Source organism: Iodidimonas sp. SYSU 1G8, assembly GCF_039655775.1.
Classification (GTDB): Bacteria; Pseudomonadota; Alphaproteobacteria; order SMXS01; family SMXS01; genus RI-34.
In genome coordinates this window covers 414,201-438,752 of record NZ_JBBYXJ010000002.1, presented here as the reverse complement: position 1 = coordinate 438,752, position 24,552 = coordinate 414,201, and the positions used below count along the sequence as shown (strand labels likewise).

General features: G+C 66.6%; 30 protein-coding genes and 1 tRNA gene. 20 read left to right on the top strand and 11 right to left on the bottom strand.

What is annotated here, in order from left to right; genetic code table 11:
* The first annotated feature begins 178 nt into the window (after positions 1–178).
* From WJU17_RS13200 to WJU17_RS13190, 3 genes are all read left to right on the top strand, one after another.
* Positions 179–1,747, top strand: coding sequence for an AMP-binding protein (locus tag WJU17_RS13200; RefSeq protein WP_346327862.1), 1,569 nt, complete (start codon positions 179–181; stop codon positions 1,745–1,747).
* 41 nt (positions 1,748–1,788) lie between these two features.
* Positions 1,789–2,133, top strand: a complete 345-nt coding sequence (locus tag WJU17_RS13195; protein WP_346327861.1) for a hypothetical protein — start codon at positions 1,789–1,791, stop codon at positions 2,131–2,133.
* A gap of 109 nt (positions 2,134–2,242) precedes the next feature.
* Positions 2,243–2,602, top strand: coding sequence for a hypothetical protein (locus WJU17_RS13190; RefSeq protein ID WP_346327860.1), 360 nt, complete (start codon positions 2,243–2,245; stop codon positions 2,600–2,602).
* 4 nt (positions 2,603–2,606) lie between these two features.
* Here the strand turns inward: WJU17_RS13190 and WJU17_RS13185 are convergent, their stop codons facing one another.
* Positions 2,607–4,043 (bottom strand): DHA2 family efflux MFS transporter permease subunit, encoded by a 1,437-nt coding sequence (locus WJU17_RS13185; protein WP_346327859.1) that lies wholly within the window; start codon positions 4,041–4,043, stop codon positions 2,607–2,609.
* Positions 4,044–4,452: 409 nt separating this feature from the next.
* Here WJU17_RS13185 and ectA point away from each other — a divergent pair, with 409 nt between their 5' ends.
* Genes ectA through WJU17_RS13160 form a run of 5 tightly spaced genes read left to right on the top strand, consistent with a single transcriptional unit; the run spans position 4,453 to position 9,017 of the window.
* Positions 4,453–5,001, top strand: coding sequence for a diaminobutyrate acetyltransferase (ectA, locus tag WJU17_RS13180; protein WP_346327858.1), 549 nt, complete (start codon positions 4,453–4,455; stop codon positions 4,999–5,001).
* Positions 4,998–6,260 carry a diaminobutyrate--2-oxoglutarate transaminase gene (ectB, locus tag WJU17_RS13175; protein ID WP_346327857.1) on the top strand — a complete coding sequence of 421 codons (1,263 nt, stop codon included), beginning with the start codon at positions 4,998–5,000 and terminating at the stop codon, positions 6,258–6,260. The genes ectA and ectB overlap by 4 nt, the downstream gene beginning before the upstream one ends.
* A 19-nt stretch (positions 6,261–6,279) precedes the next feature.
* On the top strand, positions 6,280–6,687 hold the full coding sequence (locus WJU17_RS13170; RefSeq protein ID WP_346327856.1) for an ectoine synthase: 408 nt from the start codon (positions 6,280–6,282) through the stop codon (positions 6,685–6,687).
* A 7-nt stretch (positions 6,688–6,694) separates the two neighbouring features.
* Positions 6,695–7,597: an ectoine hydroxylase gene (gene thpD, locus WJU17_RS13165; RefSeq protein WP_346327855.1), complete on the top strand. Its 903-nt coding sequence runs from the start codon at positions 6,695–6,697 to the stop codon at positions 7,595–7,597.
* 4 nt (positions 7,598–7,601) lie between these two features.
* Positions 7,602–9,017: a sodium/proline symporter gene (locus tag WJU17_RS13160; protein ID WP_346327854.1), complete on the top strand. Its 1,416-nt coding sequence runs from the start codon at positions 7,602–7,604 to the stop codon at positions 9,015–9,017.
* Here the strand turns inward: WJU17_RS13160 and WJU17_RS13155 are convergent.
* Entirely contained in the window at positions 9,014–9,688 is a 675-nt protein-coding gene (locus WJU17_RS13155) for an META domain-containing protein (protein ID WP_346327853.1), read from the bottom strand. The genes WJU17_RS13160 and WJU17_RS13155 overlap by 4 nt on opposite strands.
* 85 nt (positions 9,689–9,773) lie before the next feature.
* Here WJU17_RS13155 and WJU17_RS13150 point away from each other — a divergent pair, with 85 nt between their 5' ends.
* The gene (locus WJU17_RS13150) at positions 9,774–10,403 is read left to right on the top strand and encodes a glutathione S-transferase family protein (protein WP_346327852.1); all 630 of its coding nucleotides are present in this window, start codon (positions 9,774–9,776) and stop codon (positions 10,401–10,403) included.
* Positions 10,404–10,417: 14 nt separating this feature from the next.
* On the opposite strand, the gene WJU17_RS13145 is transcribed toward WJU17_RS13150, so the two are convergent.
* From WJU17_RS13145 to ada, 4 genes are all read right to left on the bottom strand, one after another.
* Positions 10,418–10,885 carry a hypothetical protein gene (locus WJU17_RS13145; protein WP_346327851.1) on the bottom strand — a complete coding sequence of 156 codons (468 nt, stop codon included), beginning with the start codon at positions 10,883–10,885 and terminating at the stop codon, positions 10,418–10,420.
* A 35-nt stretch (positions 10,886–10,920) separates the two neighbouring features.
* Positions 10,921–11,007: transfer RNA gene (locus WJU17_RS13140), tRNA-Leu, on the bottom strand.
* Positions 11,008–11,057: 50 nt separating this feature from the next.
* On the bottom strand, positions 11,058–11,705 hold the full coding sequence (alkB, locus tag WJU17_RS13135; RefSeq protein WP_346327850.1) for a DNA oxidative demethylase AlkB: 648 nt from the start codon (positions 11,703–11,705) through the stop codon (positions 11,058–11,060).
* The gene (gene ada / locus WJU17_RS13130; RefSeq protein ID WP_346328952.1) at positions 11,702–12,748 is read right to left on the bottom strand and encodes a bifunctional DNA-binding transcriptional regulator/O6-methylguanine-DNA methyltransferase Ada; all 1,047 of its coding nucleotides are present in this window, start codon (positions 12,746–12,748) and stop codon (positions 11,702–11,704) included. The genes alkB and ada overlap by 4 nt, the downstream gene beginning before the upstream one ends.
* A gap of 174 nt (positions 12,749–12,922) precedes the next feature.
* Between ada and WJU17_RS13125 the strand changes: the two genes are divergently transcribed.
* From WJU17_RS13125 to WJU17_RS13100, 6 genes are all read left to right on the top strand, one after another.
* The gene (locus WJU17_RS13125) at positions 12,923–13,414 is read left to right on the top strand and encodes a disulfide bond formation protein B (protein WP_346327849.1); all 492 of its coding nucleotides are present in this window, start codon (positions 12,923–12,925) and stop codon (positions 13,412–13,414) included.
* On the top strand, positions 13,414–13,962 hold the full coding sequence (locus tag WJU17_RS13120) for a demethoxyubiquinone hydroxylase family protein (protein WP_346327848.1): 549 nt from the start codon (positions 13,414–13,416) through the stop codon (positions 13,960–13,962). Before WJU17_RS13125 ends, WJU17_RS13120 begins: the two co-directional genes overlap by 1 nt.
* Positions 13,963–14,035: 73 nt before the next feature.
* A complete protein-coding gene (locus WJU17_RS13115; RefSeq protein ID WP_346327847.1) occupies positions 14,036–14,788 on the top strand; it encodes a glucose 1-dehydrogenase in 753 nt (250 codons plus the stop codon).
* A gap of 3 nt (positions 14,789–14,791) precedes the next feature.
* Positions 14,792–15,328 (top strand): hypothetical protein, encoded by a 537-nt coding sequence (locus WJU17_RS13110; RefSeq protein WP_346327846.1) that lies wholly within the window; start codon positions 14,792–14,794, stop codon positions 15,326–15,328.
* A gap of 43 nt (positions 15,329–15,371) precedes the next feature.
* Entirely contained in the window at positions 15,372–15,668 is a 297-nt protein-coding gene (locus tag WJU17_RS13105) for a type II toxin-antitoxin system RelE/ParE family toxin (protein ID WP_346327845.1), read from the top strand.
* Positions 15,669–15,672: 4 nt separating this feature from the next.
* Positions 15,673–15,981, top strand: a complete 309-nt coding sequence (locus WJU17_RS13100; RefSeq protein ID WP_346327844.1) for a HigA family addiction module antitoxin — start codon at positions 15,673–15,675, stop codon at positions 15,979–15,981.
* 1 nt (position 15,982) lies between these two features.
* Here WJU17_RS13100 and WJU17_RS13095 read toward each other — a convergent pair whose 3' ends face one another.
* Together WJU17_RS13095 and WJU17_RS13090 are read right to left on the bottom strand one after the other, a co-directional pair.
* A complete protein-coding gene (locus WJU17_RS13095; protein ID WP_346327843.1) occupies positions 15,983–16,543 on the bottom strand; it encodes an HNH endonuclease in 561 nt (186 codons plus the stop codon).
* 95 nt (positions 16,544–16,638) lie between these two features.
* Positions 16,639–17,319: a dienelactone hydrolase family protein gene (locus WJU17_RS13090; protein WP_346327842.1), complete on the bottom strand. Its 681-nt coding sequence runs from the start codon at positions 17,317–17,319 to the stop codon at positions 16,639–16,641.
* Between the two features lie 105 nt (positions 17,320–17,424).
* Here WJU17_RS13090 and WJU17_RS13085 point away from each other — a divergent pair, with 105 nt between their 5' ends.
* Together WJU17_RS13085 and gluQRS are read left to right on the top strand one after the other, a co-directional pair.
* Positions 17,425–17,913, top strand: coding sequence for a GNAT family N-acetyltransferase (locus WJU17_RS13085; RefSeq protein ID WP_346327841.1), 489 nt, complete (start codon positions 17,425–17,427; stop codon positions 17,911–17,913).
* Positions 17,910–18,749: a tRNA glutamyl-Q(34) synthetase GluQRS gene (gene gluQRS / locus WJU17_RS13080; RefSeq protein ID WP_346327840.1), complete on the top strand. Its 840-nt coding sequence runs from the start codon at positions 17,910–17,912 to the stop codon at positions 18,747–18,749. The genes WJU17_RS13085 and gluQRS overlap by 4 nt, the downstream gene beginning before the upstream one ends.
* A gap of 6 nt (positions 18,750–18,755) precedes the next feature.
* Here gluQRS and WJU17_RS13075 read toward each other — a convergent pair whose 3' ends face one another.
* Positions 18,756–19,460, bottom strand: coding sequence for a helix-turn-helix domain-containing protein (locus tag WJU17_RS13075; RefSeq protein WP_346327839.1), 705 nt, complete (start codon positions 19,458–19,460; stop codon positions 18,756–18,758).
* A 118-nt stretch (positions 19,461–19,578) separates the two neighbouring features.
* On the opposite strand from WJU17_RS13075, the gene WJU17_RS13070 reads away from it, so the two are divergent.
* Positions 19,579–20,517: an NmrA family NAD(P)-binding protein gene (locus WJU17_RS13070; RefSeq protein ID WP_346327838.1), complete on the top strand. Its 939-nt coding sequence runs from the start codon at positions 19,579–19,581 to the stop codon at positions 20,515–20,517.
* Positions 20,518–20,526: 9 nt separating this feature from the next.
* On the opposite strand, the gene WJU17_RS13065 is transcribed toward WJU17_RS13070, so the two are convergent.
* Positions 20,527–21,615 (bottom strand): aldo/keto reductase, encoded by a 1,089-nt coding sequence (locus WJU17_RS13065; RefSeq protein WP_346327837.1) that lies wholly within the window; start codon positions 21,613–21,615, stop codon positions 20,527–20,529.
* 21 nt (positions 21,616–21,636) lie between these two features.
* Positions 21,637–22,554, bottom strand: coding sequence for a hypothetical protein (locus tag WJU17_RS13060; RefSeq protein ID WP_346327836.1), 918 nt, complete (start codon positions 22,552–22,554; stop codon positions 21,637–21,639).
* A 136-nt stretch (positions 22,555–22,690) separates the two neighbouring features.
* On the opposite strand from WJU17_RS13060, the gene WJU17_RS13055 reads away from it, so the two are divergent.
* Together WJU17_RS13055 and WJU17_RS13050 are read left to right on the top strand one after the other, a co-directional pair.
* Entirely contained in the window at positions 22,691–23,311 is a 621-nt protein-coding gene (locus WJU17_RS13055) for a hypothetical protein (RefSeq protein ID WP_346327835.1), read from the top strand.
* A gap of 157 nt (positions 23,312–23,468) precedes the next feature.
* The gene (locus WJU17_RS13050; RefSeq protein ID WP_346327834.1) at positions 23,469–24,389 is read left to right on the top strand and encodes a peptidylprolyl isomerase; all 921 of its coding nucleotides are present in this window, start codon (positions 23,469–23,471) and stop codon (positions 24,387–24,389) included.
* The last annotated feature ends 163 nt before the right edge of the window (positions 24,390–24,552 follow it).

Below are 24,552 nucleotides of genomic sequence, written 5' to 3'. Positions count from 1 at the left end.
GGTCTCTCCCCGTTCCGATTTCCGAAAACTTTGTGGCGGTCTCGTGGCAAAGCCGTGTCGTTCCGAGGCCGCCGGGAAACCCTAACCGGCGGCCCGGCGGCTGAACAGAGCGATCCGCCGATTGAACCCGTCTCGGATGCCCGTATAGAGTGATCCCCGGGGAAAACGGGGTAGTCACATGACCGAACTGCGCGACGTGCATCTGGGGACCACGGCGGGCGAGATCTCGCGCCGCGCCATCGAACGCTATGGCGACCGCGAAGCGCTGGTCTGCGGCGAAACCCGCCTGACCTACCGGCAGCTGGGCCAGCGCATCAGCCAGATCATGCAGGCGCTCGAGGCGCGCGGGCTGAAGCCCGGCATGGCGCTATGCCAGCTCGGCTCCAACCGGCCGGAAACCCTGATGGTGCGGCTTGCCGCGACCCTGCTGGGCATCCGTTACACGGCGCTTCACCCGCTGGGCGCGGTGGAGGACCACGCCTTCATCATCGAGGATTCCGAGGCCGACGTGCTGGCGGTCGATCCCTATTACGCCGAACGCGGCGCGGCGCTGGCGGCGCGGTCGCCCGGCCTGCGGCACATCGTCAGCATCGGCCCGTCCAGCATCGCCGACGACCTGCTGGCCCGCGCGGACAGCTTCGACCCGAAACCGCTGTGGGACGCCGCCGACCCGGCGGATATCGTCGGCCTGGTCTACACGGGCGGCACCACCGGCCGGCCCAAGGGCGTCATCCACCGCCATCACGCGACCTGCAATTCCATCCTGATGATGCTGGCCGAATGGGAATGGCCGCGCGAGATCCGGACGCTGGTGGTGACGCCCCTGTCCCATGCCGGCGGCTCCATGGTCGCGCCCAGCTTCGTCAAGGGCGGCACCGTCCATCTGCAGGAAGGCTTCGACCCGGACCGGTTCCTGGATTGCGTGGTGCGCGAGAAGATCACGGTCACCTGGCTGGTGCCGACCATGCTGTACCGTCTGCTCGACCACCCGCGCATCCGCGAGCTGGACCTGTCCAGCCTGAAGCTGGTGGTCTATGGGGCCTCGCCCATGTCACCTGCCCGGCTGCGGGAAGCGCTGGGGATTTTCGGTCCGGTCTTCATGCAGCTCTACGCTCAGTCCGAGCTGCCGATGACGGTGACCACGCTGAACACCTGGGACCACGATCCGGCGCATTCCGAAAGGCTTTCATCCTGCGGCTTTCCGGTGGCCAACGTGCAGGTGAAGCTGCTGGATGACCATGACGAGGAAGTGCCGCAGGGCGAGGTCGGCGAGATCTGCGTGCGCAGCCCGCTCGCCATGGACGGGTACTGGAAGCGGCCGGCGGAAACCGCCGAAACCCTGCGCGGCGGCTGGCTGCACACGGGCGACATGGCCCGCAAGGACGCCGAAGGCTACCTCTATATCGTCGATCGCAAGAAGGACATGATCATCTCCGGAGGCTTCAACGTCTACCCGAAGGAAGTCGAGGACGTGCTCACCCATCATCCGGGCGTGGCGCAGGCCGCCGTCATCGGCGTGCCCGACGACAAATGGGGCGAGGCCGTCACGGCGGTGGTGGTGCGCAAGAACGGCGCATCGGTGAGCGCCGAGGAACTGATCGCCCTGGTCAAGGAGAAGAAGGGATCGGTACAGGCGCCCAAACGGGTCGAATTCGCCGACGCCATCCCGGTGACCGCCATCGGCAAGCCCGACAAGAAGGTGCTGCGGGCACGCTTCTGGGGCGAAACCGGGCGGCAGGTGAACTAGCGGCAGGTTCAACGCGGCGCGCATCGTGCTATGAATCGGCCATGTGGATTCGTACCCTGATTCTGGTGGCGGGACTGACGGCGCTGGCGGCCTGCGGGCGGCCGCTGGGCAAGGCCGACATGCTGGCCGGTTGCCAGACCGCGGCCCGGCAAGTGTTGTTCAACCTGCGCGACGCCGAAGTGGACTACACCGCCGTGGTGGGCAAGGAAGGCATCGTCCGCTTCCAGGTCGCCCGCCCCTCGGGCGAACCTCTGCCCGTGACGGCAAAGTGCAAGGTCGACAACCACGGCGACCTCCGACGCCTGAAGATCGACGGCGTGCGCATCACCGGCAGCCGGCTGGACGCGGCGCAAGAGGCCTTCGCCGACGCGACCGAGCAAAACTGATCCATGAGCGAACCGTGGCATGAGTGCGACGTTGGCGCTCCACACTGTCTGGGATAGTGTTCGCCGGCCCGGTGGGCGGCGTCATGATTTTCTTGCGCGGAGGCACAACTTGAAACCCCAGGGCACCATTCTGCTGATCGCCGCCATGGCCGGCCTTTCCGGCTGCGGCGTGGTCTACAAGCCGGAAGTGATCATCAGCGGCTGCATTTCCTCGGCCCGTACGGCGGACGATGTCCTGCGCGAGGCCGTGGTCGACGCGCATGGCTGGGGGCCCGGCCAGGCGACCATCGATTTCATTCCCGACACAGGCGGCGACAAGAAGATGGTCGTCGCCGAATGCACCGTCGACGGCGCCGGCGAACTGGACCGTCTGCGCATCGCCGGCACCAAGGTCGAGGGCGAGAAACTGGAGGCCGCGCGCAAGGCGTTCCGGGATATCGCCACCTCGCCCGCATGGGCCAACAAGTAGATCGTCACTCGTCCGAAGGCTTGCGGTAGCCGCTCATTTCCTGCCCCGCATCGGCCGTCAGATGGCGGAACGACAGCCATGACGCCGCGCAGACCAGGCCGGCGGCGGCGAAGATCGGCATGAAATCGCCGGGATCCATGCTGCCGGGCGCATGTCCGCCGGCACTGGGCATGAGGCCGAGCATCAACGCCGCGAAGGCGACACCCATGCCGAGGCTGAGTTGCTGCGCCACGCCGGAAAAGCTGGTGGCGTTGCTCATCCGCTCGGGCGGCACGTCGGCGAAGCCCACGGCATTGACGCAGGTGAACTGCAGCGACCGGAAGAATCCCGAGAACAGCAGAATGCCCAGCACCACCAGGTAGGGCGTGTCGGGCTGGATCAGGCCGGTGATGCCGAGAAGCACCCCGCTGAACAGGGCATTCCAGGTCAGCAGGCGGCGAAAGCCGTAGCGGCGCAGCACCCAGGGCGCGACCGTCTTGAGGCTCATGGCGCCAATGGCCGTCGCGAAGGTCAGCGCGCCGGATTCCAGCGGCGTCATGCCGAAGCCTAGCTGGAACATCAGCGGCAACAGGAACGGGATCGTCCCGATGGCGATGCGGAAGACGCTGCCGCCGACCAGCGCGATCCGGAACGTGGCAATGCGCAGCAATCCCAGGTCCAGCGCAGGATTTTCGGCCTTCCTGGCATGCCGGACATAGAGCCCCAGCGCCGCCGCCGAGACGGTAAAGCCCGCGATGATGACAGCGGCGGAGTCGAGGCCGCGTCCCAGATTGTCGACGCCGAACGCGAAGGCGCCCAGTCCAAGGCCGACCAGGACAAAGCCGACAATGTCCGGCTTGCCCGGCGTGGGGCCGGTCACCGGGCCGATGAAGCGCAGCGCGAGAAAAAGCCCCAGCATGCCGATGGGCAGGTTGATCAGGAATATCCAGCGCCACGACCAGTAGGTGGCGATGAAGCCGCCCAGTAGCGGCCCGACCGCGGGACCGATCAGCGCGGGCACGACCACCCAGCTCATGGCTTTCACGAACTCGCTCTTCGGGATGGTGCGCAGCAGGATCAGGCGGCCCACGGGCATCATCATGGCGCCGCCCATTCCCTGGACCACGCGCGCGACCAAAAGCTGGTTCAGATCCTGTGCCAACGCGCAGCCAAGCGAACTGAGCGTGAACACGGCGATGGCCGAACAGAACACACGCCGCGCCCCGAACCGGTCGGCCAGCCAGCCGCTGAGCGGAATGAAAACCGCGAGGCTGAGCATGTAGGCGGTCATCGCCATGTTCAGCGCCAGCGGGCTTTCGCCCAGACTGCGGGAGATCGCCGGAATGGCGGTGGCGATCACCGTTCCGTCGAGGGTTTCCATGAACAGCGCGCAGGCGATCACCAGCGGCACGATCATGGAAGGACGCTCGCCGGCGGCGGGATGGGAGGGGAGATCGGACAAGGCGAAAACCGTTTGTTCAGAACGGAACCATAGGTGTGGAACGGGCGCAGGCGCAAACCAATAGCGCCAGGGCGGCCGCACCGCACGCCGGCACACGGGCGAACCTGCCCGGGCCTAGCAGTAAATAATGACATACACTTTCCGGACAAAGTGAAAATAGGGCCGATTTTCGCTACACTCTCCGATCAAAGTAAAATTTATTTACAGTAATTTGTTTTAAATAAGCTGCTTAAGAAGCGCCGCAAATGCCTGTCATATATTTTATTATTCTAAACTTTGTCGAGAAAGACAGGCGAGACTCAAGGGTTGAATCCCTTAATCCTTGGCACCATTATATATCCACCTGAAATTAAATAATGATTGGAGGCTGATGGCATCGCCATCGGCCCCGAGGGAGCTTTGCGTTTCCGTGCATGAACAAACCGACAGCCTGTCCGGCGGTGATGAAGAGCCGCTGACATTCCGCCAGCCCGCCGTGGAAGACGGCGCGGCCATGTGGGCCCTGGCCAAGGCGACCGGCGGCCTCGACATGAACTCACCCTATGCCTACCTGATGGTCGGCGCCTATATGGGCAAGACGTCCATCGTCGCCGAAGATGGCGACCACCTCGCCGGCTTTATCAGTGGTTTCGCCGCACCCGAGAAGCCCGACACACTGTTCGTCTGGCAGGTCGGCGTGGCGCCGGACCAACGCGGGCGCAAGATCGCCACCCGCATGTTGCTGGCACTGTTGCGGCGGCCCGAGATGAGCGGCATCCGCTTCGTCGAGACCACCGTGACGCCATCCAACGCCGCGTCGCTGGCGCTATTCAACGGCCTTGCCCGCCACATGGGCGGCCAGTGCGACACCATCGGCCAGTTTGGCCGCACCCTATTCCCCGGCGACGGCCATGAAGAAGAGCTGGTGCTCCGCATCGGCCCCTTTGGCGCCGCCGGCCATCAAGGAGTATCCACATGAACGTGTTCGAAAGTCTCGAATCAGAAGTCCGCGGTTACTGCCGCTCGTTCCCCGTCGTTTTCGAGCGTGGGTCCGGCTCCCGCCTGTGGGATGAGAATGGCCAGGAATATCTCGATTTCTTCGGCGGCGCCGGCGCCCTCAATTATGGGCACAACAATCCGGCCATGAAGCGCGCGGTGATCGAGTACATCGCGACCAACGGCATCACCCACAGCCTCGACATGCACACGGTGGCCAAGCGCCGCTTTCTGCAAACCTTCGACGAGGTGATCCTGCAGCCGCGCGGTCTGTCCTACAAGATCCAGTTCCCCGGCCCGACGGGCACCAATTCGGTGGAGGCGGCGCTGAAGCTGGCCCGCAAGGTGACGGGCCGTCAGCTCGTCGTCAGCTTCACCAACGCCTTCCACGGCATGACGCTGGGCGCGCTGGCGGTGACCGGCAACGGCTTCAAGCGCGGCGGCGCGGGCGTCACGCTGAGCGATGCCACCAGCATGCCGTATAATGGCTATCTGGGCGAAGATGGCGATTCACTCGCCATCCTGAACGCCTTCCTGACCGATCGCGGCAGCGGCATGGACCTGCCGGCGGCGATCATCGTCGAGACCGTGCAGGCCGAGGGCGGCATCAATGTCGCCACCCGCGAATGGCTGCAGGGGCTGGAGGCGATCTGCCGCAAGCATCAGATCCTGTTGATCGTCGACGACGTGCAGGCCGGTTGCGGTCGCACCGGCGCGTTCTTCAGCTTCGAGGAAGCGGGCATCTCGCCCGATCTGGTCTGCCTGTCCAAATCCATTGGCGGCATGGGCCTGCCCATGGCGCTGACGCTGATCAAGCCCGAATACGACGTCTGGGAGCCCGGCGAGCACAATGGCACGTTCCGCGGCAACAATCTGGCCTTCGTCGCGGCCACCGAAGGCCTGGAATACTGGCGCGACGACAGCTTCCAGCGCGAGATCGAGGCCAAATCCGCATTGATGCGCAAGCGCCTCCAGGCGCTTTGCCAGGACTATCCCGACGTCTTTGTCGAGGCGCGGGGACGCGGCCTGATCCAGGGCATCGAGTGCCGTGATCCGGACCGGGCCTCGGCCATCTGCGCGGAAGCCTTCCGCAACCGGATGCTGATGGAAACCTCGGGCATCGACGGCGAGGTCATCAAATGCCTGCCGCCGCTGGTGGTCACCGAGGAAGAACTCGAAGAAGGGCTGGAGATCCTGCGCAAGAGCGTGGCGGCCGCCGTACGCCCCCGCGTCGCGGCCTAACCGAAGGAGACAGACAGATATGATTGTGAAGACACTGGATTCCGTCACCGATACCCAGGACGACGTGGCGTCGAAGACCTGGCGGAGCCGCCGCCTGCTGTTGCTGAAGCATGGCATGGGCTTTTCGCTGCACGACACCACCATGTTCGCCGGCACCGAGACCTTCATGTGGTACGCCAACCATCAGGAAGCCGTGTACTGCATCGAGGGTGAAGGCGAGCTGGAAGACCTGACGGACGGGCAGCGCTATCCGATCACCCCGGGCACGGTCTATGCGCTGGATGGCCATGAGAAGCACATCATGCGGGTGAAGAAAGACCTGCGGCTGATCTGCGTGTTTAATCCGCCGGTGGCCGGTACCGAAACCCATGACGAAAATGGCGTCTATCCCCTGGTGACCCAGACGGATGGCGTGCAGGCAGCCTGAGGCCGCCATGCACAACACAGACCCATATCCTTCACGGCAGGCCGACAGGCCTGCCATCCTGGAACGGCGCGAGCCCGTGCTGCATGGCGGCGCGGCGGTTTCCGGCCCGCTGTCGGCGACGGACCTGCGCCGTTTCGAGCATGACGGCTTCCTCGTCGTCGACAATGTTCTCAACCCGCACGAGATCGATGTGCTGCGCCAGGAACTGGAGCAGACCTGCCAGTCGCTGAGGGGCAAGGACGATCCCGTCGTCATCAGCGAACCGGGCAGCGGCGACATCCGGTCGGTGTTCATGGTGCACCAGATCAACCAGACCTTCGCCGGCTTGGCGGCGCACCCGCGGATCATGTCGCTGGTCCAGCAGATTCTCGACGACGACGTCTACATCCACCAGTCGCGGATCAATCTGAAGCCGGCCTTCAAGGGCAAGGACTTCTACTGGCACTCGGATTTCGAGACCTGGCACGTCGAGGACGGCATGCCCGCCATGCGCGCGGTGTCGTGTTCCATTCCGCTGACGGTGAACACGGCCCATAACGGCCCGCTGATGCTGGTGCCCGGATCGCACAGGCACTTCGTCGCCTGCGTCGGCGACACCCCGGACGACAACTACAAGCAGTCCCTGCGCGTGCAGGAAACCGGCACGCCGGACGACGACAGCCTGCGCACGCTGGTGGAACTGGGCGGCATCGAGGCGCCGCTGGTGCAGCCGGGATCGGTGCTGCTGTTCGACTGCAACACGATGCATGGCTCGAGCAGCAACATCACGCCGTTTGCCCGCAGCAACGCCTTCATGGTGTACAACGCGCTGTCCAACAAGGTCACCGAGCCTTACGGCGGCAAACGGCCCCGGCCGGAGTTCGTCGCGTCCCGCGAGACGATCGCCCCGCTCGACGCCCGGAACGGCTGAGGCCTTGGCCCTCGCCGCCTTTCTCGGCACGCTTGCCCTGATCCTGGGCGTCGGCCTGCTGTCGGCTCTCAGGAGCCGGGGCACGCGGCAGGATTACTATGTGGCGAGCAGCGGCGTCGCGCCCTCGCTGGTCGGCCTGTCGGCGGTGGCGACCAACAACAGCGGCTACATGTTCATCGGCGTCATCGGCTACACCTACGCCACCGGTCTCGCCGCGGCATGGCTGATGATCGGCTGGATCGTCGGCGACCTGATCGCCTCGCTGCTGATCCACCACAAGTTGCGCGTGCAGACCGAGGCGCTGGACGAGGCGACCTTCGGCGGCATCCTGTCACGCTGGTACGGCCAGGATTTCCGCATCTACCGGCGCGTCGCGGCGCTGGTTTCCATCATCTTCCTGGGCGCCTATACGGCGGCCCAGCTGACGGCCGGCGGCAAGGCGCTGCAGGCGCTGCTGGGCTGGCATCCGTCCGCCGGCGCCTGGGTCGGCGCGGCCATGGTGATCGCCTATTGCCTGGCCGGCGGCATCCGCGCGTCCATCTGGACCGACGCGGCGCAATCGGCGGTGATGATGATCGCGATGGCGATCCTGGCCTGGGTCGCCATCGCGGAACTGGGCGGCATCGGCGCCACCATGAGCGCTTTCGAGGCCATCCCCGGTTTTCTCAGCATGGCCGCGCCGCCCGATGCCTGGCCCGGCGTCTCCGGCCTCGCCCTGTTCGTGATCGGCTGGCTGTTCGCGGGCTTCAGCGTGGTGGGGCAGCCGCACATCATGGTGCGCTTCATGGCGCTCGACACGCCCGGGAACCTCTGGCGCGCCCGCCTCTGGTACTACGGGTTCTTCATCCTGTTCTATGCCGCCGCCACCCTGGTCGGCATGCTGTCGCGCCTTTATCTGCCCGATCTGGGCGCCGGCGATCCGGAGCTTGCCCTGCCGAGCATGGCGCAGGCCCTGCTGCCGTCGTTCCTGGTGGGCATCGTGCTCGCCGGGATCTTCGCCGCCACCATTTCCACCGCCGATTCGCTGGTGCTCAGCTGTTCCTCCGCCATCACCCAGGATCTGCCGAGCCGGCAGATCGAGAACAAATGGATGCTGAAGGCGGCCACGGCCATGGTCGTGGCCTTCGCCCTCGCCATTGCGCTGTTCCAGGTGCAGAGCGTGTTCAGCCTGGTGATTCTGGCCTGGTCGGTGCTGGCCTCGGCCTTCGCGCCGCTGATGCTGGTCTATGCCCGGGGCGGCCGGCCCGGCGAAGCGCAGGCCCTGGCGATGATGGCCGTCGGTGTCGGCGTCGCGCTGGCCTGGCGCGGCCTCGACTGGCACAACGCCGTCTACGAAGGCATGCCCGGCATGCTGGCCGGCTGGCTGGTGCATGTGGCCTGGCAGAGGCGCAAGCCGGAGGCCGTTGTCGCGCCGGATTAGGAAGCGGTACAGCGGCGCGGCACCATCCGGCCGATGGTCCAGGTGATGTCCCGGCCCTTGCCTGTCAGCGAATGGGTCGGCGTCTCATAGCGGAATCCGGAGCCGCTGGGCGCTTGCGGCAAAACGATGGGACCGCCGCCGCTGGCAATGGTCGCCGTCCCGGCCGCGCTGTCGAAGAAGACGCTCAACTCCGAGCCGTCCTCGCACACGAAGCGCGTCTCGCCGGGCGATGCCCCGCCGCTGCTTTCGGCTTCGAGGCGGTAAAGAATTGGCCCGCCCGCGCCCTGCAGCAGCAACGCCCCATCGGGCCGGAGCGACCAGGAGGAAACGCCCTTGAGCGCATCGAGATACCGCCGTTCCTGTTCCATCAGCGCGGGAGCGCAGCCGCGCCGGGTCGACATCATGTCGCCGAACGACAAGGCCGCGCCCGACAAGTTATAGGGACCACCGAACCGGTTGCAGCCGGTGTCGCCCGAAGCGCGTCCATCGGGCCCGAGAGTCAGCGTCATGTGCGAACGGTCGATGATGCCGGCGGCGGCGATATCCTCGACCTGCCAGGTCCGTCCCGTCAGCGCGGCGGGATCAGCGCTGTCCGCGTCGGCCTGCGTCCCGGCACAGGCGCCGAGCGGCAGGACTGCCAGTCCGAACAGCAGCGTCAAGAGTCTCCGCATGCATTCCCTCCCTATGCCGTGCCTTCCGCTGGATATAGTCTGCCCGCGATCCGGTCCAAGACGGACCGGCGGGGAGGAGACCATCATGACCCAGCGCCTCGACGGCCTGACGCTTTTCGACAATCCACGCGGCTCGAACACCAAGCGGGTGCGCATGTACCTGGCCGAAAAGGGCCTGGAGATCCCAAAGCGGGCCGTGGATTTCATGACCATGGAGCACCGGTCGCCCGAGTTTCGCAAGATCAACCCCATGGCGGCGCTGCCGGTGCTGCAACTGGAAGACGGCACCTATCTGAGCGAGTCCTATGCCATCTGCCGCTATCTGGAAGAGCTGTATCCGGAGCCTTCCCTGTTCGGCGCGACGCCGAAGGAGCGCGCGCTCATCGAGATGTGGAACCGGCGCATCGAGCTGGACGTGGCGAGCTACGTCACCAATTTCGTCAAGCATCAGGGACCGTTCTTCGCCGAGGTGCTGACCCAGGTGCCGGAATATGTCGAGGCCTGCCGCATCGACGCCCTGAAGAAGTTCGACTGGCTGAACGAGGAACTGGCGGGCCGCGACTATATCGCGGGCGATGACTTCACCGTGGTCGACATTACCGCCTATGCCCGTCTGGGCACCGGCATGGGCGCGGGCCTTAACTTCGCCGAGCGGCACGGGAACCTGCGCCGCTGGTGGGACCGGATCGAGTCGCGGCCCAGCGCAGCGGCCTGAATGGCGCAGGCGCGCTACCGGGGCGGCGGATTGAAGTCGTAATTGCGCACGAAGGGCTCGGTCACCGTGCGGCAGTACTTGAAGTCCTTCTTGACCAGCGAATCGGCGCCGAAGGCCTTGCCCCGGCCGCCGGTCGCCCGGCCCATGTAGTCGGCGACCAGCACTTCCACCTGGTCCATGGTCCGATTGGCCTCGGCTTCCGGGTCCATGCCGGGCTGGACGCGGAAATGGGTGGCGACGGCCACCATCTTGGTGGCGGTCTCGGCGATCTGCCCGGCCCGCTCCGGCTCGAGCGTGTCGCCTGTCAGCTTCAGCGACGCCAGGTAGAGCGCGCCGCAGCGCAAGAGCGGATAGGAATGATCGCGCTCGCCATAGTCGCGGGAATTCACATAGTCCTGGATCGGCTCGAGCCGGGCCGCGAGCACGGGCGAGGCCGACAGGAGCAGCGCGAGGGCGGCGATAAGCGGAGTACGGATCGTCACGAAGATCCTCATGCTGGCCCCAGAGGCCGATGCGCTGGTGCGGGCGGTCGGACTCGAACCGACACTCTATCGCTAGAACCGGATTTTGAGTCCGGCGCGTCTACCAATTCCGCCACGCCCGCGCGGAGGCAGCGCGCATCATAGCGAGCGCGCGCCGCCGGTCAACCGACAGCTAGAGCGCCTTCCGGAAGGTGAGATTGTAGCGGACCGCGCCCGTCAGCGGGTGCGGTCCGTCCTTCAGCGTGTCGATGCCGTGGAAGGCGAGCCGGGAGGGGCCGCCCCAGACGGCGACGTCGCCATGCTCGAGCCGAACGCGGCGCGGCCTGTCCTTGCGCTCGAGCCCGCCGAACAGGAAGGTGGCGGGCACGCCGAGCGAGATCGAGACGATGGGATGGGAGAGGTTTCCCTCGTCCCGGTCCTGATGCAGGGTCAGGCGCGTGCCCGGGGTGTAGCGGTTGACGAGGCAGGCTTCGGGCGCGAAATCCGGGAAACCGGCGGCCCGCGCCGCGCGCGCCGCCAGCGCCTGGAACAGCGCCGGCATGGCGGGCCAAGGCCGCCCGGTTTCGGGATCGTCCGGGCCATAGCGGTAGCCGCGCCGGTCGCTGATCCAGCCCACCGCGCCGCAATTGGTCATGGCGACGGACATGCGGAAGCCGCCGGGCGTGACCAGATGCCGGAACGGCGCGGCGGCGGCGACGGCGTCGATCGCGGCGAGCAGCGCGGGCGCTTCCTCCAAGGCGAAGCCGCGCAGGATCAGCGCGCCGTCGGCCAGCGTCTCGATGGCCGACGGCGCCATGCCGGCGAACAGGTCGCCCGTCATCCCGCCGTCTCCCGCGCCAGAAGCGCCTGCTTGCGGGCGAGGCCCCAGCGGTAGCCGGCGAGCGCGCCGCCCATGCGCCGGACCCGGTGGCAGGGAATGGCGACCGCGATCTGGTTGGCGGCGCAGGCACCGGCCACCGCGCGGACCGCCTTGGGCATGCCGAGTCGCCGCGCCACCTCGGCATAGCTGATGGTCTCTCCAGGCGGTATCTCGCGCAGCGCCTGCCAGACACGCTGCTGAAACGCGGTGCCGCGAATGTCGAGCGGCAGGTCGAGGCCGAGGCGCGGCGCCTCGACGAAGCCGATCACCTGGGCGACCCAGCGCTCGAATTCGGCATCGCCGCCAATTAGCTCGGCCTTGTGGAACCGCGCCTGCAGGTCGTGCAGCAGGACGTGGGGATCGTCGCCCAGGGTGATGGCGCAGATTCCCCTTGGCGTCGCCGCTATGAGGATCGCGCCGAGCGAACACTGGCCCAGCGCGAACCGGAGGGTCTCACCCGCCCCACCGGCGCGGTAGCGGGTCGGGATCATGCCGAGCCTGTCGTTGCTCCGGGCGTAGAAGCGGCCGCTGGAGCCGTAGCCGGCCTCGTAGAGCGCCTCGGTCACACTGGCCGATCCGTCCAGCGCCTGGCTGGCGCGCCGCGCGCGGCAGGCATCGGCATAGGCCTTCGGCGTCACGCCGGTGCGCGCCTTGAACAGGCGATGAAAATGGAAGGGGCTGAGCCCGGCGGCGCCGGCCAGCGCGTCGAGCCCGATGACCTCGTCGGCATCCTCGATGGCGCGGCAGGCCTGGGCCACCAACGCGGCATGACGGTCCGCCTGATCGGGACGGCAGCGCAGGCAGGCGCGGAAACCGGCGGCCTCGGCGGCGGCGGCATCATCGAAGAACCGCGCGTTGGCGGAGCTGGGGCGGCGGGACGGGCAGGCGGGGCGGCAATAGATGCCGGTGCTGGTGACGCCATAGACGAACGCCGCCGCCGGGTCGCGGTCGAGCACGGCCTGCCAGCGCGGGTCGGTGTCTTGCAAGGGACTCATCCGGTTCATCATCCTGCTCCGATGGATTGAGCCGCGCCACTGGGCGGCGATCAACCCATATCTAGGGAACAACGGCCGGCGGCGAACTCCGTGCCTTGCGGCCAAAGCAGGATCGGGCCGGTTGCCCGGCGCGGGCCGGCCTGTTACACCGGATTGTCGATGCCACGAGGAAGAGCCACGCGCATGCGCCCATCGGCGACATCATCCATCACCGGCCCGGTGTTTCTGCTGCTGGCCTGCCTCGCCATGATCCTGGGCGCCTATGGCTTCCAGTACATCGGCGGCCTGGCGCCGTGCAAGCTGTGCTACTGGCAGCGCTATGCCTATTACGTGGCGATCCCGCTGGCGGCGCTCGCCACCGCCATGGCCACGCGCGGCGGCCTCAGCGCGGCGCGGATACCGCTGCTGCTGACCGGGCTCGCCCTGCTGGCGGGCATGGGGATCGCGGGCTATCACGCCGGGGTGGAATATCACTGGTGGCCCGGCCCGGACACCTGCTCGGTGCCGGACCTGAGCGGCCCCGGCAACATCCTCGACGCGGTGATGCGGCAGGGTCTGGTCCGCTGCGACGAAACGCCGTGGTCGCTGCTGGGCATCTCCATGGCGGGATACAACTTCCTGATATCGGGCCTGTTGGCACTGGTCGCCTTCCGGCTCGCGGTGAAAGGACGCTGATGACCGACGCCCCCAAACGGCTGCCGGGCGAGATGACCCAGGCGCAGGAAACCGAGCGGATGATCCGCGTCAACCAGGCCGGCGAATATGGCGCCGTCCGCATCTATGAAGGCCAGATCGCCGTGCTGGGCGCGCGCCCAGCGGGCAACGCCATCCGCCGGATGGCGGCGCAGGAAGCGGTGCACCTGCAAAAGTTCGACCGGCTGATGAACGAGCGGCGCGTGCGCCCGACCCTGCTGTCGCCCGTCTGGCACATGGCCGGTTTCGCGCTGGGCGCGGCGACGGCGCTGATGGGCGAGAAGGCGGCCATGGCCTGTACCGTCGCCGTCGAGGAAGTGATCGACGAGCATTATGCCCGCCAGGCCGAGCGGCTGGAGGGTGACGATCCGGCGCTGAAGGGCCTGATCGAGGAATGCCGCGCCGAGGAGATCGAGCACAAGCACGAGGCCGAGCAGGCCGGCGCGCGCGAGGCACCGGGCTATCCCGTGCTGTCGGGCGCCATCAAGACCGGCGCGCGCCTTGCCATCTGGCTGTCGAGCCGGGTCTGAGCACGGCGCAAGGGCCGGGTGACGGCCGGGGACTTTGTCCCTACACTCCCTTCCCAACAGGGGGAGGACATCCATGCTTCAGGGGAAAATCGCGCTCGTCACCGGCGGCACCAGCGGGATCGGGCAGACCACCGCGCTCGCCATCGCCAGGGCCGGCGCCAAGGTGGGCATCACTGGGCGGCGCGCCGAGGAAGGCCATGAGACCGTCCGCATGATCGAGGCGGCAGGCGGCGAGGCGCTGTTCATCCAGGGCGACGTGTCGCGGGAAGCAGACGTGGAGCGCATGGTGGGCGAAACCGCGGCCCGCTTCGGCCGGCTGGACGTCGCCTTCAACAATGCCGGCATCGGCGCGGCGGGCGGGCTGCTCGCCGACATGGACGCCGACACCTTCGACGACATGTTCAACATCAACGTGCGCGGCGTGTTCCTGTCCATGAAGCACGAGATCCGCCAGTTCCTGAAACAGGGCACGGGCGGCGCCATCGTCAATTGCAGCTCGATCCAGGCGCATGTGACCATCGCCGGCTCAGGCCATTATCCGGCGACCAAGCACGCGGTCGAGGGTTATACCAAGATGGCGGCGCTGGAATACGCGGCCCAGGGCATCCGCGTGAACGCGGTGTCGCCCGGCGTGATCGCCGAGGGCCGGCTGGGCGCCAACCCGCTGCCCGAGGAGTTCCAGAAGATGCTGCGCGACCTGCACCCGCTGGGCCGCTTCGGCAGCGCCCAGGACGTGGCCGATTCGGTGATCTTCTTGATGTCCGACAAGGCCAGCTTCATCACTGGTTCGTCCCTGGTGGTGGATGGCGGGTACATGGCTAGGTAGCAGATGAACGATACGCCCATCCTGCAAAGGCCCCGCACCGTATTGGTCGGACTACTCCTGCTGGTGGTAAATTTTTGTCTTCTCGCCGTGGCTTCCCTCGGCTTACTCGCAATTTATAGTCCGTTGAAAGTCATAATAATCGCACTCGTTCTGGCGCTTATCGCAGTGCTGTTGAAGAACCTCGCCGATGGCGGCAATTGGGCGCGCTATATCTACCTCGGGATCATGGTTGTCAGTCTGTTCAGCGGCTACATCGCCGCGCAGGAATTGCCCAAGCTTCATCGCGACCTGATTCTCACCGAGGAAGGGACCCGTCAGATGGGCGATGAGGAACCTCGTAGCTGGAGCATTGAAGAGAACGGAACAACCGTAATTCATTGTCCAGCTTGCGCGCTCCCAGATCCAGACTGGCTGGGAGGGAAGCTCGTGATCAATTTACTCCTAGCGAGTCAGGGGGTCTTGCTGACCGTGGGACTAGCTCTCCTGTTCACACCATCGGCCAATCGCTGGTTTCGAGAGCACCAACACAGTAGCGATTGAAGTTTGACCCATAGAGTGGTACACTAACTCACTATAGGCGCCTATGATTGTTGGGTTTCGGGACGATTGGCTGCGGGATTTCTACATCGACGATGTCCGGTCGCGCCGTATCCCGCCAGACATTGAGGATCGATTATTTCGCAAACTGCAGCTGCTCGATGACGCGATGACGGATCAGGACCTGCGAGTCCCGCCGAGCAATCACTTCGAGAAGCTGCGCGGGAATCTGAATGGCTTCCATTCCATCCGGGTCAACCAGCAGTGGCGGCTGGTCTTCCGATGGGATGGGACCAAGGGGGAAGCGGACGAGGTTTATCTGGACGACCACAGCTACAGGTGACGCCATGCTGACCACAAAACGTAAGCCCGTGACCGTGGGCGAGATGCTGATCGAGGAATTCATGAAGCCGCTGGGCCTGACGCAGGGTGCGCTGGCCGAGGCGATGGGTGTGCCGCGCAAGCACGTCAACGAGTTGTGCAACGACCGCCGCTCGGTGACCGCGCCGACCGCGCTGATCCTGGCGCGGGTGTTCGGCAACAGCGCGGATTTCTGGCTGAACGTCCAGCGCCGCACCGACCTCTGGGACGCCATGAACTCGCCCGCCGAGCGCAGCCGCATCGAGCGCGCCCGTCCGCTCCCCAGCGCCGCCTGACTTACGGCTCCAGTTCCGCGTCCCAGTAAAGGTAATCCCGCCAGCTTTCGTGCAGGTAGTTGGGCGGAAAGCGGCGGCCGCGTTCCTGCAGGTCGAACTGGGTCGGGCGGAACGGCATGGATCGGGGCGTCATGCCCGCCTCGCCCGGCGTCCGGCCGCCCTTGCGCAGATTGCAGGGCGCGCAGGCGGTGATGACGTTTTCCCAGGTGGTGATGCCGCCATAGGCGCGCGGCACCAGATGGTCGAAGGTGAGATCGTGGCGGTTGCCGCAATACTGGCAGGCGAACTCGTCGCGCAGGAACAGGTTGAAGCGGGTGAAGGCCGGGAACGGCGCCGGCTTCACGTAGCGCTTGAGCGAGATGACGCTGGGCAGACGGAATTCGAAGCTGGGCGAATGGATGACCCGGTCATATTCGGCGACGATGTTCACCCGATCCATGAACACGGCCTTGACCGCGTCCTGCCAGCACCAGACGGACAGAGGGTAGTAGCTGAGCGGCCGATAGTCCGCGTTGAGGACCAGCGCCGGGCAACTCTCCAGTGATGGTAAGGCAGCTTCCACAGGTGTTTCCTGCTCCCTTAGTCACGCTCTTATACTATATGGGGTATGACCTCTTTATGACACCACCAAGTTTTGCAAACCGCGCTGTCAGCGCGCTATTTTTCGCCGCCCAGCACCCGCGACAGGAACGCTTCGCCCAGATCGACGCCGTCGGGACCGATGCCGTGGCCGACCTGCGGCGAGACGTGGGTTTCGACGGGCACGTCGTTGCGGCGCAGGAAGCTGGCGGCCGTGTCCATGGCCATGGGCGGGATCATGTGATCGAGATCGCCATGCACCAGTTGCACGGGCGGGCGCGAGCGGATCGCCGGCTCCAGCAGCTTCTGCGACGCGATGGCGCCGGAATAGCCCAGGATACCCGCTACCGGATGGGCCCGGCTGAGCCCGACATGCAGCGCCAGCATGGTGCCCTGCGAGAACCCGACCAGCGCCAGATCGGCCTCGGTCAGCCCCGCATGGTCGAGGATTCGGTCGAGGAACGCGTCGAAGATCGGCGCGGCATAGCGCAGGCCGGCTTCGCTTTCCGCCGCCGAGAAATTGCGGATGGTCCACCACTGGTAGCCCATCTGATAGCCTTCCTCCATGCCCGGCACCTTGTCCGGCCCGTCCGGCGCGTAGAAGGCCGTGTGCGGGAAATTCGCCCGCCAGCCGAGCGCCAGCCCGTTCAGGTCCTGCCCGCTGGCGCCGAAGCCATGGGCCAGCACGACGATCTTGCGCGGTCGGCCGCCGGCGAAAGGCGGCAGGCTGGGACCGGACAGTTTCGGCAGATCGGACATGGCGGTTCCTTGAAACAAAGGGATCAGGCGAACGGGTGGTTTTGACATGAAATGGAGCCCGGCTCGCGCAAAGATAGCGGTCAAGGGAAGGGAGGGAAACCGGTGATGGAGATCAGGCGGATCGGGTCGTCCGAAACCGAGGCATTCCGGGAGATCAGGCTGGAGTGCCTGCGGCTGCATCCTGATGCGTTCGGTACGGTGTGGGAAGTCGAGCGGGAGCAGCCCGACAGCCATTTCGAACGGATGCTGCAGGACCACCAGTTCTGGGGCGGTTTCCTCGAGGGTCGCCTGTCCGGAATCGTCGGATTCTATGTCATGCCCCGCGCCAAGGAACGCCACAGGGGTGTGCTGTACGCCATGTATGTGCGCCCGGCGGCGCATGGCACCGGCCTCGCCGACAAGCTGGTCGATGCGGTGCTCACGCACGCCCGACCCCTGGTCGATCTGGTCTGGCTGAAGGTTGCCGCTCTCAATGAACCGGCCAGGAAGCTCTATGACCGCTTCGGCTTCGAGGTCTATGGCCTGGAGAAAGCCAGCCTGCGCGTCGCGGGTATCGACGTGGATCAGGAATATCGGGTTCTGATGCTGCGATGATCGTCACCCGCTTCGCGCCCAGTCCCAATGGTTTCCTGCATCTGGGCCACGCCCTGTCGGCGCTGACCGGGTTCCGCGCGGCGCACGCGGCGGGCGGGCGGTTTTTGCTGCGCATCGAAGACATCGACACGGGACGCGCACGGCCCGAATTCGAGCAGGCCATTCACGAGGATTTGGCGTGGCTCGGGCTGGAGTGGGAAAGGCCGGTGCGGCGCCAGTCCGAGCATTTCGGGGATTACGAGGCCGCGCTGACGCGGCTGGACGGGATGGGCCTCACCTATCCGTGCTTTTGCACCCGCAAGGACATCGAGGCCGAGATCGCGCGCAGCCCGGCCGCGCCGCACGGCCCGGAAGGCGCGCTGTATCCGGGGATCTGCCGTCACCGTTCCGGGACGGACAGGGCGGCGCGGATCGCCGCCGGGGAGAAATTCGCCGTCCGGCTCGATGTGGAAAAGGCGCTGGCCCTTACCGGCCCGCTGTCCTGGCACGACAAGCTGAAGGGCGAGATCGCCGCCGATCCCGCCTCGCTGGGCGACGTGGTGCTGGCGCGCAAGGACATCCCGACCAGCTATCACCTCGCCGTCACCGTCGACGATGCGCTGCAGGGCGTGACGCTGGTGACGCGCGGCGAGGACCTGTTCCATGCGACCCATATCCACCGGCTGCTGCAGGCGCTGCTGGATTTACCCGTGCCGGCGTACTGGCACCATGGCCTGATCCGCGATGCCAATGGCGACCGCCTGGCGAAGTCGAAGGGCGCGCCAGCGCTGCGCGACCTGCGGACGGCGGGCATGAGCGCCGAGGCGGTGGTGCGGAGGGTGGACGGCACCGCCTGAGCCGGATCAGCCGCCGCGCGGGATCGCGGCTCGGTCGCGGACCTGGCCGGTGCTGACGGCATCGGGCGATTTGCCCCGGTCGGTCCAGAAGCGGCGGATGTTGCTGACGAAGAAATCCAGCAGCGCCGCCTTGCGCGCTTCGTCGTCGCTGGCAAAGGAGGTTTCGGCCAGCCCGTGCAGGAACACCTGCATGTAATCCGCCAGCATGGCGAAGCCCGGCGGATCGAGCTCCAGCAATTCCCGGTAGAGATGCCGGAGCCGACCGTTGCGCTCCGCCTCGATCTCGGCGCGGCTTTCATCCAGCACCCGGCGCAGTTCCGGATCGGTGCGCGCCGCCGCCGTCAGCTCGCGCGCGGCCGTCTGCAACGAGCCCGAGGCATGCGCCCACAGCACCGAGACCGCCGTCTCGGCCAGACTGCCCCGCGCGCCATCCCGCGCCGCGAGGCCGGCGTCCAGTTCCCGCCCGATCTCGGCGTGCAGCCAGCGCACCGCCGCCGCCAGAAGATCAGGCGTGGTGGCGAAATGATGCTGCACCTGGCCCCGGGTGACGCCGGCCTGCTTGGCCACCTCGCTCATGGTCGTGCGGCCATAGCCGACCTCGACGAAGCACTGCACCGCGGCACGGAGGATCACACCGCGCACGCGTTCCCCGCGCTGGGTCAGCCAGCGGCGGCGCGGACGCGCTGATTCATGGACGGTTTCTTCTGCCATGGCTGGGAGTGTTCCAAAGATGGCGCGGCCTGTCCATGATAAAGACCGATCATCCTTGATCGGTCTTTTGGAGTGTGGTTCTATCCCTCGGCAGATGCAGTCACCGAGGGAGGACAGGATGGCATTGGTAGCGGTTTTCGGCGCGAGCGGCCGGCAAGGCCTGGCGCAGGTGCGCCAGCTGGTGAAGGCGGGTCATGACGTGCGGGCGCTGTCGCGCAGCGCGGACCCGTTCTATGGCGAGGTTTTCGAGGGGTCGGGCAACATCACTGTCGTGCCGGCGGACACGGCCGACGATGCGTCGCTGCAGAACGCCGTGAACGGCGTCGATGCCGTGTTCTACACCCATCCGGTTCGCTATGGCGACCGCGTGGAGTGGGTCGAGCGCGTCGGCAAGGCCTGCGTGAAGGCTGGGGTCAAGCGCATGGTCTGGAACACGTCCATGTGGATTCCGGACCGCGCCGGCGATCCGGGCCGCTATGGCCTGAACACCATCGCCATCAACCGGCTGTGGCGCACCGGCTGTCCGGCGACCGTGTTCGGCTCGGTGCTGTTCATGGACAATCTGCTGACCAGCTGGGCGTTCGAGTCCATCGTGCGCGACGGCGTCTATACCTATCCGCACAACCCGTTCCTGCAGGCCAACTGGATCAGCCTGGACGACGTGGCCAAGTTCATGATCGCGTCCATCGACCGCCCCGACCTGGAAGGCGCGTGGATGAACATCGGCGGTCCCGAGCGTCTCGTGCCCGACGACGTGGCCCAGATCCTGACCGAAGCGACCGGCCGTCCGGTGAAGTTCGTGCCGCGTTTTCCCGCCGATTTCGGCAAGGCGCTGGCCGATGCCTTCGGCAACACCATCGGCCCCGACGAGCACGCGGCCATCGTGAAGCGGATGGAGGAGTTCTACATCTACAACAACTTCGCCGAGACCAAGCCGTTCTGCGTCGACGTGAAGCCGGTGCTCGACCGCATTCCGATCAAGCTGGAAACCATGCGGGAATGGGCCGCCCGGCAGGAGTGGAAGCTGACCAACAAGCCACGCCCGCCGGCCGGCTGAGGACTGGCCTCAGGCGGGACGACCGAACGGCTTGTCGATGACCGTTCCGCCATCGGCCACGTCCTGAATGAATCGGCCCTGGATCAGATCGTGGGGATAGCCGAGCTCGATCGCGGTCAGCGCGTCGAGCCGGTCGATCTGCACCGGTGACAGGGTCACGTCGAGACTGCCCAGATTGTCCTCGAGCTGCGCCGGGGTGCGGGCGCCGAGGATCGGACTGGTGACGCCCTTGGCGAGCACCCAGGCGAGCGCCACCTGCGCCGGGGTCGCGCCGACTTCGCCAGCGACGGCGCGCAGGCCGTCATTGATGTCCAGCACCTTCTCGGTAACGCGGCCGGAGGCGGCGACCATCTCCTCGCGCGTGCCGCCGCCGCCGCCCAGCGACCGGTTGTCGCCCGCGCCCGGCGCGGCGATGTGCTGGCGCCCGTACTTGCCGGTCAGGAGCCCGGCGGCGAGCGGCGACCACGGCACGGTGGCGAGGCCGAGCTGGCGGCACATGGGCAGCAGGTCGCGCTCGGGCGTGCGCTCGAGGAGATTGTATTCCAGCTGCATGGCGGCGAACGGCGTCCAGCCGCGCAGTTCGGCCATGGTGTTGGCCTGGCTGACGATCCACGCCGGCGTGTTGGACGCGCCGGCATAGAGGATCTTGCCCTGGCGCACCGCATCGTCGAGCGCGCGCATCACCTCGTCGACCGGGGTACGGAATTCCCAGACGTGGACCCAGTAGAGATCGATGTAGTCGGTGCCCAGCCGCTTCAACGACCCCTCGAGCGAGCGCATCATGTTCTTGCGCGCGTTGCCGCCGGCATTGGGATCGCCGGGCGAGGTGTTCATGGTGAACTTGGTGCCGATCACCCAGCGGTCGCGCGCCGGGCCGATGAACTCGCCGACCAGGGTCTCGCTGGTGCCCTGGGTATAGCCGTCGGCGGTGTCGATGAAATTGCCGCCCCGGTCGGCATACATGTCGAACATGCGGCGGCTGTCCTGGGCGTTGGCGCCCCAGCCCCAATCCTCGCCGAAGGTCATCGCCCCCAGACAGAGCGGCGACACACGCAGGCCCGAACGCCCCAGCGTCCGGTAGTGGTCCAAGGCAACCATGTCATCCCCCGTTTTTACAGTTCAGCGCGCGTTATAGAGTTCCGTCAGAAGGGCCAGCGTCTGGCGCAGATTGGCGTCCGCCTCGTTCAGCGCGTCGGTGGCGCCGATGGAGGTCCAGTAGGCGATGGCCGTCTTGGTCAGCTTCACGGCCTGTTCAAGATCGTCGATGGACCGGCGGTTCGAGCCGCGGATGGTCAGGGCCTGGGCCAGATTGCCCTGCAGGATGGCCTGCTGCGTGCCGCCGCCCATGGCCGCCGCCGAGGCCAGCGCGGCGTTGTAGCGCTCGATGGCCTCGTCCAGCGGCGCCTCCTCGCTGGCCATGGTCGCCAGATCGACCAGCGCGCTGGCCAGGTTCACCTGCAGGCGGATCTTCTCGCGGTCGGAGACGGGGACCGCGCCATTGTCCAGCGCCGAACGAAACGTGGCCGCGGCCTGGCGCACCTGCGACGGATCGCGCGCCAGATTGCCCTTGGTCCACTGGGCGATGCCCATGCTGTTCATCAGGCCCGGCCATTGTTCCGGCACCGAATCACGGGCGAACAGGGTCGCCGACTCGAAGGCGGCGATCGCCTCGTCGAGCCGGGTCCGGTCGTTGCCGCGCCGCGCCAGCATGACGAGCGCGGTGCCCAGATGCTTGTTGGCGGTCACCCACAACGCGCCGCGCCCGCCCGCTTCCAGCGCCGAGAGCGCCGCGCTGGCCGCGTCGGCCCCCGCGCGGATCATGGTCGTGTCGCCGCGCAGATCACCCAACCGATACATGGCCTCGATCCGCCGCAGCGAGGCGTCGCTGGGGGCGCCGCGCGCCGGGCTCTGCTGGATCAGCGCCTCCAGCTCGGCCGGACTGGCGTTGGACAAATCGGCCTCGGCCGCATGCGCGGGTCCCGCCAGCGCGGCGGCGACGAACAGGGCGAGGACTGCGGGCGGTACTCTGAGCGGCATGGCGTTCTCCCGCCGCATCATAAGCCCGCGCCCGGCATTGTTTGCAAGTCCGACGTCCACCATGCGGCGCTTGCGCCGCCGCCGGGAGTGGCACATAAATCCAGACTGGATTAACCGTTATGTTATAACGCGCTCCATGTATCTCGCCGCCGGCATCACCGCCCTGCTCCTCGGGCCACTCGCCTACCAGCTTCTGCGGGAGATGGCAGGGCTGCGGCGCGTTCTCGACCTGGTCGTGACCGGCGTGATCACCGTCCTCGCGGTGCTGATCCTGGTCGACACCGCCGGGGCCGGCGGCTGGCTCGCCGTGCCGTTCGCGCTGGCCGGCCTGGCCGGGCCGCTGGTGGCGGAGGCGCTGCTGCACCACAAGGAGCGCGGCGTGCACATCGCCACGCTGGCGGTCGGCGTGATCGGCCTGGTGCTGCACAGCGCGGCGGACGGCGCCGCACTGCTGGCCGGGCACCACGGCCATCACGAGACCCTGTCGGTGGCGGTGGTGCTGCACAATTTCCCCGCCGGACTGGCGATCTGGTGGCTGGTCCAGACCAATTTCGGCACCCGCGCGGCGGCCATCGTGCTGGCGTTGCTGGTCATCGCGACCATCGCCGGCTATGTGGCGGCATCGGCGGTGGCGGACGTGGCCAGCGAGGCCGAATTCGCCTGGCTGCAGGCCTTCGTCGCCGGCTCGCTGCTGCACCTGACCTATCACCGGCTGCGTCACGGCCACAGCCATGGACATGCCGGGCACGGCCACTGACGCGGACGGAAAATCCCGATCCATACGGTTGCCGCCGCGCGCACCGGAGTTACATCTTCCTTTTGTCGCGGCACATTGCTAAAGGCATGGTCCGTATTGCGTCATGCCGCTGCCTCATCCACAGCGGCCCTCCAACCCCAGGGAAGGCCTGTTCACCATGAAATTCGCACTCGGACCCGCGGTGGGCATCGCCCTCGCCTGCGTCGCGCTGACAGCCTGCGACCAGAAGGCGCCGGAAAAGGACGCGGGCACGGCCAGCGTCGTCGTCGCCACGGTCAATGGCGACGACATCCACCAGTCGGACGTCGACGCGCTGTACAACAACCTGCCGCCCCAGTACCGACAGCTGCCGATCGAGTTCCTGCAGGAACAGCTGGTGTCGCGCCTCATCGAGCAGAAGCTGATGGTCGAGCAGGCCAAGGCCGACGGCATCGAGAAGGACGAGAAGTACAAGGAGCGGCTCGAGCTGGCCAAGGAAACGGCGCTCGAGGAAGTCTGGATCACCAAGCAGATCGACGCCAAGCTGACGCCCGAGCGGCTGAAGAAGGCCTATGACGAGATGGTCGCGTCGTTCAAGCCCGCCACCGAATACAAGGCCAGCCACATCCTGGTGAAGACCGAGGAAGAGGGCAAGGCGATCATCGACGCGCTGAACAAGGGCGCCGATTTCGCCGCCCTGGCCAAGGAAAAATCGCTGGACCCGGGTTCGGGCGCGGCGGGCGGCGATCTGGGCGACTTCTTCTCGCCGGACAAGATGGTGCCGGAATTCTCGCAGGCGGTGACCGCCCTGAAGCCGGGCGAAGTGTCCAAGACCCCGGTCAAGAGCCAGTATGGCTGGCACGTGATCAAGGTGATGGAGACCCGCCAGAGCACCCCGCCGGCGCAGGCCGACGTGGAAGCCCAGATCAAGGAATCCGAGCGCGACAAGGTCGTGGAGGAAATCATCAGCGAGCTGCGCGGCAAGGCGAAGATCGAGAAGCCGAAGCCCGAGGGCGAAACCACCGGCCATGAAGGCCACGACGCGCCGGCGGCCCCGGCGCCCGCTCCGGCTCCGGAGGCCCCGGCGGAAACCAAGTAAGGTAGCGCGGCAGCCGTCGTTCCTGGCTTTTTGGCCGGGCGGGGTAACGAGACACGTGAAGGGCGGCCCGCATGCGCGGCCGCCCTTTTTGCGGCAAACTCCCAGAGGGCGTGGTGAGTGATTCCGCCCGCCGCAAAGGGTGGTGTCTGGGAAGCCGCTGCCT

What these genes read in the sequence shown, in the direction of transcription:
- gluQRS (WP_346327840.1), top strand. Translation starts at nt 17,910, where the DNA reads ATGATCGTCACCCGCTTCGCGCCCAGTCCCAATGGTTTCCTGCATCTG.
- WJU17_RS13060 (WP_346327836.1), bottom strand. Translation starts at nt 22,554, where the DNA reads ATGCCGCTCAGAGTACCGCCCGCAGTCCTCGCCCTGTTCGTCGCCGCC.
- WJU17_RS13195 (WP_346327861.1), top strand. Translation starts at nt 1,789, where the DNA reads ATGTGGATTCGTACCCTGATTCTGGTGGCGGGACTGACGGCGCTGGCG.
- WJU17_RS13075 (WP_346327839.1), bottom strand. Translation starts at nt 19,460, where the DNA reads ATGGCAGAAGAAACCGTCCATGAATCAGCGCGTCCGCGCCGCCGCTGG.
- WJU17_RS13100 (WP_346327844.1), top strand. Translation starts at nt 15,673, where the DNA reads ATGCTGACCACAAAACGTAAGCCCGTGACCGTGGGCGAGATGCTGATC.
- WJU17_RS13050 (WP_346327834.1), top strand. Translation starts at nt 23,469, where the DNA reads ATGAAATTCGCACTCGGACCCGCGGTGGGCATCGCCCTCGCCTGCGTC.
- WJU17_RS13070 (WP_346327838.1), top strand. Translation starts at nt 19,579, where the DNA reads ATGGCATTGGTAGCGGTTTTCGGCGCGAGCGGCCGGCAAGGCCTGGCG.
- thpD (WP_346327855.1), top strand. Translation starts at nt 6,695, where the DNA reads ATGCACAACACAGACCCATATCCTTCACGGCAGGCCGACAGGCCTGCC.
- WJU17_RS13090 (WP_346327842.1), bottom strand. Translation starts at nt 17,319, where the DNA reads ATGTCCGATCTGCCGAAACTGTCCGGTCCCAGCCTGCCGCCTTTCGCC.
- WJU17_RS13115 (WP_346327847.1), top strand. Translation starts at nt 14,036, where the DNA reads ATGCTTCAGGGGAAAATCGCGCTCGTCACCGGCGGCACCAGCGGGATC.
- WJU17_RS13105 (WP_346327845.1), top strand. Translation starts at nt 15,372, where the DNA reads ATGATTGTTGGGTTTCGGGACGATTGGCTGCGGGATTTCTACATCGAC.
- WJU17_RS13055 (WP_346327835.1), top strand. Translation starts at nt 22,691, where the DNA reads ATGTATCTCGCCGCCGGCATCACCGCCCTGCTCCTCGGGCCACTCGCC.
- ectB (WP_346327857.1), top strand. Translation starts at nt 4,998, where the DNA reads ATGAACGTGTTCGAAAGTCTCGAATCAGAAGTCCGCGGTTACTGCCGC.
- WJU17_RS13200 (WP_346327862.1), top strand. Translation starts at nt 179, where the DNA reads ATGACCGAACTGCGCGACGTGCATCTGGGGACCACGGCGGGCGAGATC.
- WJU17_RS13155 (WP_346327853.1), bottom strand. Translation starts at nt 9,688, where the DNA reads ATGCGGAGACTCTTGACGCTGCTGTTCGGACTGGCAGTCCTGCCGCTC.
- WJU17_RS13085 (WP_346327841.1), top strand. Translation starts at nt 17,425, where the DNA reads ATGGAGATCAGGCGGATCGGGTCGTCCGAAACCGAGGCATTCCGGGAG.
- WJU17_RS13125 (WP_346327849.1), top strand. Translation starts at nt 12,923, where the DNA reads ATGCGCCCATCGGCGACATCATCCATCACCGGCCCGGTGTTTCTGCTG.
- WJU17_RS13065 (WP_346327837.1), bottom strand. Translation starts at nt 21,615, where the DNA reads ATGGTTGCCTTGGACCACTACCGGACGCTGGGGCGTTCGGGCCTGCGT.
- WJU17_RS13170 (WP_346327856.1), top strand. Translation starts at nt 6,280, where the DNA reads ATGATTGTGAAGACACTGGATTCCGTCACCGATACCCAGGACGACGTG.
- alkB (WP_346327850.1), bottom strand. Translation starts at nt 11,705, where the DNA reads ATGACGGGCGACCTGTTCGCCGGCATGGCGCCGTCGGCCATCGAGACG.
- ada (WP_346328952.1), bottom strand. Translation starts at nt 12,748, where the DNA reads ATGAACCGGATGAGTCCCTTGCAAGACACCGACCCGCGCTGGCAGGCC.
- WJU17_RS13110 (WP_346327846.1), top strand. Translation starts at nt 14,792, where the DNA reads ATGAACGATACGCCCATCCTGCAAAGGCCCCGCACCGTATTGGTCGGA.
- WJU17_RS13150 (WP_346327852.1), top strand. Translation starts at nt 9,774, where the DNA reads ATGACCCAGCGCCTCGACGGCCTGACGCTTTTCGACAATCCACGCGGC.
- WJU17_RS13120 (WP_346327848.1), top strand. Translation starts at nt 13,414, where the DNA reads ATGACCGACGCCCCCAAACGGCTGCCGGGCGAGATGACCCAGGCGCAG.